The sequence below is a fragment of the Bradyrhizobium sp. genome, assembly GCF_049581145.1.
Lineage (GTDB): Bacteria > Pseudomonadota > Alphaproteobacteria > Rhizobiales > Xanthobacteraceae > Bradyrhizobium.
Window position 1 is genome coordinate 1 of record NZ_JBAURI010000057.1, and the last position, 4,821, is coordinate 4,821.

5 protein-coding genes are annotated in these 4,821 nt (G+C 63.5%); 1 reads left to right on the forward strand and 4 read right to left on the reverse strand.

The window, feature by feature from the left end; genetic code table 11:
• The 3 genes from pssA to WCB02_RS01655 all read right to left on the reverse strand — a co-directional run.
• Positions 1-802: CDP-diacylglycerol--serine O-phosphatidyltransferase (gene pssA / locus WCB02_RS01645; RefSeq protein WP_423955644.1), on the reverse strand; the 802-nt coding region annotated here is incomplete at its 3' end.
• Positions 803-878: 76 nt separating this feature from the next.
• On the reverse strand, positions 879-1,577 hold the full coding sequence (locus WCB02_RS01650; protein ID WP_423955646.1) for a phosphatidylserine decarboxylase: 699 nt from the start codon (positions 1,575-1,577) through the stop codon (positions 879-881).
• A 97-nt stretch (positions 1,578-1,674) separates the two neighbouring features.
• The gene (locus WCB02_RS01655) at positions 1,675-3,549 is read right to left on the reverse strand and encodes an ABCB family ABC transporter ATP-binding protein/permease (protein ID WP_423955650.1); all 1,875 of its coding nucleotides are present in this window, start codon (positions 3,547-3,549) and stop codon (positions 1,675-1,677) included.
• Between the two features lie 300 nt (positions 3,550-3,849).
• Between WCB02_RS01655 and WCB02_RS01660 the strand changes: the two genes are divergently transcribed.
• On the forward strand, positions 3,850-4,455 hold the full coding sequence (locus WCB02_RS01660) for a TIGR00730 family Rossman fold protein (RefSeq protein WP_423955653.1): 606 nt from the start codon (positions 3,850-3,852) through the stop codon (positions 4,453-4,455).
• 67 nt (positions 4,456-4,522) lie between these two features.
• Here WCB02_RS01660 and WCB02_RS01665 read toward each other — a convergent pair.
• Positions 4,523-4,821: VOC family protein (locus tag WCB02_RS01665; RefSeq protein WP_423955648.1), on the reverse strand; the 299-nt coding region annotated here is incomplete at its 5' end.

Below are 4,821 nucleotides of genomic sequence, written 5' to 3' on the forward strand. Positions count from 1 at the left end.
TCGTCACCCCAGCGGGCGCCGTGACCGCGGCCAGATGGCGCGCCTGACCGCGATAGGATTTCCAGCTGAGCGGCAGGCCAAGCAGATAAAGTACCGCGCCGGCCGACAGAAGGTACCAGGGATAGCCGATCAGCAGCGCAATGAAGAGGATGACCGAGACGAAGACCGGCAGCACCAGCTCCGGCGGCACGCGCATGCGCACGCTCTTGCCCGAAAATACCGGCAGCCGCGACACCATCAGGAACGCGATCAAAAGCGTATAAAACGCCGTCAGCGTGGCCGGCGGCTTGGGCAGCCCCAGGAACGCGAGATAGATCGGCAACAGGACAGTGATCGCGCCGGCGGGCGCGGGAACGCCGGTGAAATAGTTCGCGGCGAAGGCCGGCTTGTTCGGCTGGTCGATCGCGGCATTGAAACGCGCCAGCCGTAACCCGCCGCTGATCGCGAACACCATGGCCGCGATCCAGCCACCATTATTCAGCTCGTGCAATTGCCAGAAATACAGGATCAGGCCCGGCGCAACACCGAAATTGACGAAATCGGCGAGGCTGTCGAGCTCGGCACCGAATTTCGACTGCCCCTTGATCATGCGCGCGACGCGGCCATCGACGCCGTCGAGAAAGGCGGCCAATACGATCGCGTACACCGCGATGTCCATCCGCCCTTCCGTGGACAGCCGGATTGCAGTCAACCCGGCGCAGATCGCAAGCAGGGTGATGACGTTGGGCACCAGCATCCGCACCGGAATCGGACGAAACCGGCGACGGCGCAACTCCGGAGATGGCGGCTCGAATGGGTCCATCATGCATCACCATATAGCAAGCGCCGCGGCTGGCCGCCATCGCTGCGGCAGTTTCGTACCCTGGCGAGAGGGTTAATCAAATGCTACGGAAGGTCCGGCCCGGATCGTTGACGCGGAAGTCGGCCAGAATGGTCTCGCCAGCAAGCGCTGTCTGGCCTTCCGCGACCAACGGCTTGGTGCCGTCGGGCAGATAGACGTCGAGACGCGATCCGAACCTGATCAGCCCGAACCGCTCGCCCGCCCCGATCGACTGGCCTTCACGGACGAACGACACGATGCGGCGCGCCACCAGACCTGCGATCTGGATCACGCCGATGCGCCCCTGCGGGGTGGAGATCACCAGCGAGTTGCGTTCATTGTCCTCGCTCGCCTTGTCGAGCTCGGCATTGATGAACTTGCCCGGCCGATAGGCGATACGATCGATCCGCCCCGTCACCGGGCTGCGATTGACGTGGCAGTTGAACACGCTCATGAAGATCGAGACGCGCGGCAGCGGCCGGTCGCCGAGCCCGAGCTCGGCCGGAGGCAAAGCCTGGGTGATCATGGAAATCCGGCCGTCGGCCGGCGCCACCACGATGCCGTCGCGCACCGGCGTGACCCGCACCGGGTCGCGGAAGAACAGCGCGCACCAGATCGTCAGCACGGTGCCGATCCAGCCGAGCGGCGACCAGATCCAGAACAGGATCAGGGTCACCAGCGCGAAACCGCCGATGAAGGGATACCCTTCCGGGTGGATTGGTGGAATTTGTCCGCGAATGGAATCGGTAATCGACATCAAAGCTCACTGGTCATTTTGGCGTCCCTCTCCCGGCTCGACGTCGTCGAACCCCTCTACCATGCGGCGAGAGCGATTTGCCATCATGTGATTGCGCTCATTCCGCGGCGGTTGCGATCGCTTCGTCGACCGGCGGCGGCACCCGATTGGGCGTGTCATCATCGTCGTCGATCTGCGCCAGCCGCTCACGGGCCTCCTCGGCCTCGCGCTGCCTGTTCCACAACGCAGCATAGAGCCCGCTCTTCGCCAAAAGTTGGGCGTGCGTGCCGCGCTCGGCGATGCAGCCCTGGTCCAGCACGATGATTTCATCGGCGCCGACGACGGTGGAGAGCCGGTGCGCGATCACCAGCGAAGTGCGGTTGCGCGACACCCGGTCGAGCGCGCCCTGGATTTCGTGCTCGGTGTGGCTGTCCAGCGCCGACGTCGCTTCGTCCAGCACCAGGATCGGCGGCGCCTTCAAGACCGTGCGCGCGATCGCGACACGCTGCTTCTCGCCGCCCGACAGCTTCAGGCCGCGCTCGCCGACCTGGGTCTCGTAGCCCTTGGGCGCCATGCGGATGAAGCCGTCGATCTGGGCGAGCCGCGCGGCCTCCTCGACCTCGGCATCGCCGGCATCCCAGCGGCCATAGCGGATGTTGTAGCGAATGGTGTCGTTGAACAGCACGGTGTCCTGCGGCACCATGCCGATCGCGGCCCGCAGCGAGGCCTGCGTGACGCTCCGGATATCCTGGCCGTCGATCAGGATGCGGCCGCCCGAGACGTCATAAAGCCGGAACAGGAGCCGGGAAATCGTCGATTTGCCGGCGCCCGAGGGGCCGACGATCGCCACCGTCCTGCCGGCCGGCACCTCGAAGCTCACTCCCTTCAAGATCTCGCGCTCAGGCTCATAGGAAAAGCTCACGCTCTCGAAACGCACGCTGCCCGAGGTCACCAGCAAGGGCTTTGCGCCTGGGACGTCCTCGATCTCGGGCTCGCGCGCCAGCACGTCGAACATCTTCTCGATATCGATGATCGCCTGCTTGATCTCGCGATAGACCATGCCCATGAAGTTCAGCGGCTGATAAAGCTGGATCATCATGGCGTTGACCATGACGAAATCGCCGACCGAGTTGCGCCCGCTGCGCACCCCGATCGCGCACATGATCATGGTCGCAGTCAGGCCCACGGTGAAGATGACGGCCTGCCCGGTGTTGAGCAGGGCGAGCGACGTGTAGGCCTTGACGCTCGCCTGCTCGTAGCGCTCCATTGAACGATCGTAGCGGCTGGCCTCGCGCTCCTCCGCGCCGAAATATTTCACGGTCTCGTAGTTCAACAGCGAGTCGATCGCCTTGGTGTTCGCATCGCTGTCGGAATCGTTCATCTTGCGGCGGATGCCGATCCGCCACTCGGTGGCGAAATAGGTGAAGGACATGAAGATCACGACGGTGGTCAGCGTGGCGAGGACGTAACGCCAGTCGAACTGCCACAGCAAGACGCCCATCAGGAGCGAGACCTCGACGACGGTCGGGATCAACTGCAGGATCACCATCCGCACGATGGTTTCGATGCCGCCGCGGCCGCGCTCCAGGACGCGCGTCAACCCGCCGGTCTTGCGCTCCAGGTGAAAGCGCAACGACAATTCGTGCATGTGAACGAAGGTGATGTAAGCGAGCTTGCGCACCGCATGCATCGCCACGCGCGCAAAAATACCGTCCCGCCACTGGGTCAGGATCGCCATCAGCACACGCAGCGCGCCGTAGCTCGCGGTCATGATCAGCGGCGAGGCAACGAGCCACATCGTCCAGTTCGAGGACCCGAGCGGCGCGCTCCCCTTGCCGCTCAAAGCGTCGGTCGCCCATTTGAAGGTGAATGGCACCGACAGGGTCGCGAGCTTGGCGATCAGGAGCAGCACGACCGACCAGACCACGCGCATCTTGAGGTCGGCGCGGTCGCTGGGCCAGATGTAAGGCCACAGATGCGCCAGCGTCCCCATCAGGGTCGCCTGTTCGGCCGACCTGTTCTCGGAGGGGAGCGCCTGGCCGCCGCGCGCGGACAAATCAGGATGAGCCATCTATCAGGAGCCTGGAAATCGATTCATGGAGCCCGGAAAATCGCCTCATTGTGCCGCGTTTTTCATCTGTGTCGGCATGGTCATATAGTGTCTAAATGCCACGTGCATCCCGGCTGATCGCAAAATCTTTGCCGATTGTTGGGCATTAACGGTAGATTCAGGAGTATTTTGCGAATCATTCATGACTTGACGAACTTTACGCTGCAGTGCCAGATGACTCGAATGAGCAAAATCAAAACCGTCTGTGTCTATTGCGGCTCCGGCCCCGGCACAAACCCCCGCTTCATTGAAGCGGCTACAGCGTTCGGAAAGACGCTTGCAGAGAATGGCGTTCGCCTCGTTTATGGCGGCGGATCGCTGGGGATGATGGGCGCGGTGGCCACTTCCGTGCTCGACCACGGCGGCACCGTCACCGGCATCATCCCCGATTTCCTCACCGCACGCGAAAACGCGCTGACCCGCGTCCAGGAAATGATCGTCACGCCCGACATGCACGAGCGCAAGCGACTGATGTTCGAGCATTCCGACGCCTTCGTGGCGCTGCCGGGCGGCGTCGGCACGCTGGAAGAGCTGGTCGAGCAGCTGACCTGGAAACAGCTCGGCCGCCATGCCAAGCCGGTGCTACTCGCCAACATCGACGACTTCTGGGAACCGCTGTTTGCGCTGCTCCTGCACATGCGCGAGACGCAATTCATCCGCTCCGGCCTGTCGGTCGATATCCTCAAGGCCGAACGGGTCGAGGACATCCTGCCTCGCCTGCAGGCCGCTGCGGCCCCTGTGCCGGAAGAATCGCAGGAGCTGACACCCGAGATCGTGCAGAAGTTTTAGCTGAAGCGTTTTTTCCAGCGAGATGGTCCCCGGTTCGCGTCAAGGAAACGCGTCAAAATCGGAGGCGTCATTCGGACGGAAACGTCACGGCCTCGATCCGGTTGCCGTCGGGATCGAGGACGAACGCCGCGTAATAGCGCACGCGATCATGCGGCCTCAGGCCCGGCGGTCCATCGGAGGCGCCGCCGGCCCGCAGCGCAGCTTCGTGGAAAGCATCGACCTCGGTCGTCGTTTTGGCGCGCAGGCAGACATGGCCGCCGCTCTCCGGTGCCATCTTCGGCACGCCGGTGCGCAGATTGATCCAGAACTCGGGATAGCTCTTGCCGAAGCCGATCGTCGCCGGCCGCGTCACCAGGCGTGACAGCC

Coding starts and splice junctions, on each gene's coding strand:
- WCB02_RS01650 (WP_423955646.1), bottom strand. CDS start 1,577: ATGTCGATTACCGATTCCATTCGCGGACAAATTCCACCAATCCACCCG.
- WCB02_RS01655 (WP_423955650.1), bottom strand. CDS start 3,549: ATGGGGACGCTGGCGCATCTGTGGCCTTACATCTGGCCCAGCGACCGC.
- WCB02_RS01660 (WP_423955653.1), top strand. CDS start 3,850: ATGAGCAAAATCAAAACCGTCTGTGTCTATTGCGGCTCCGGCCCCGGC.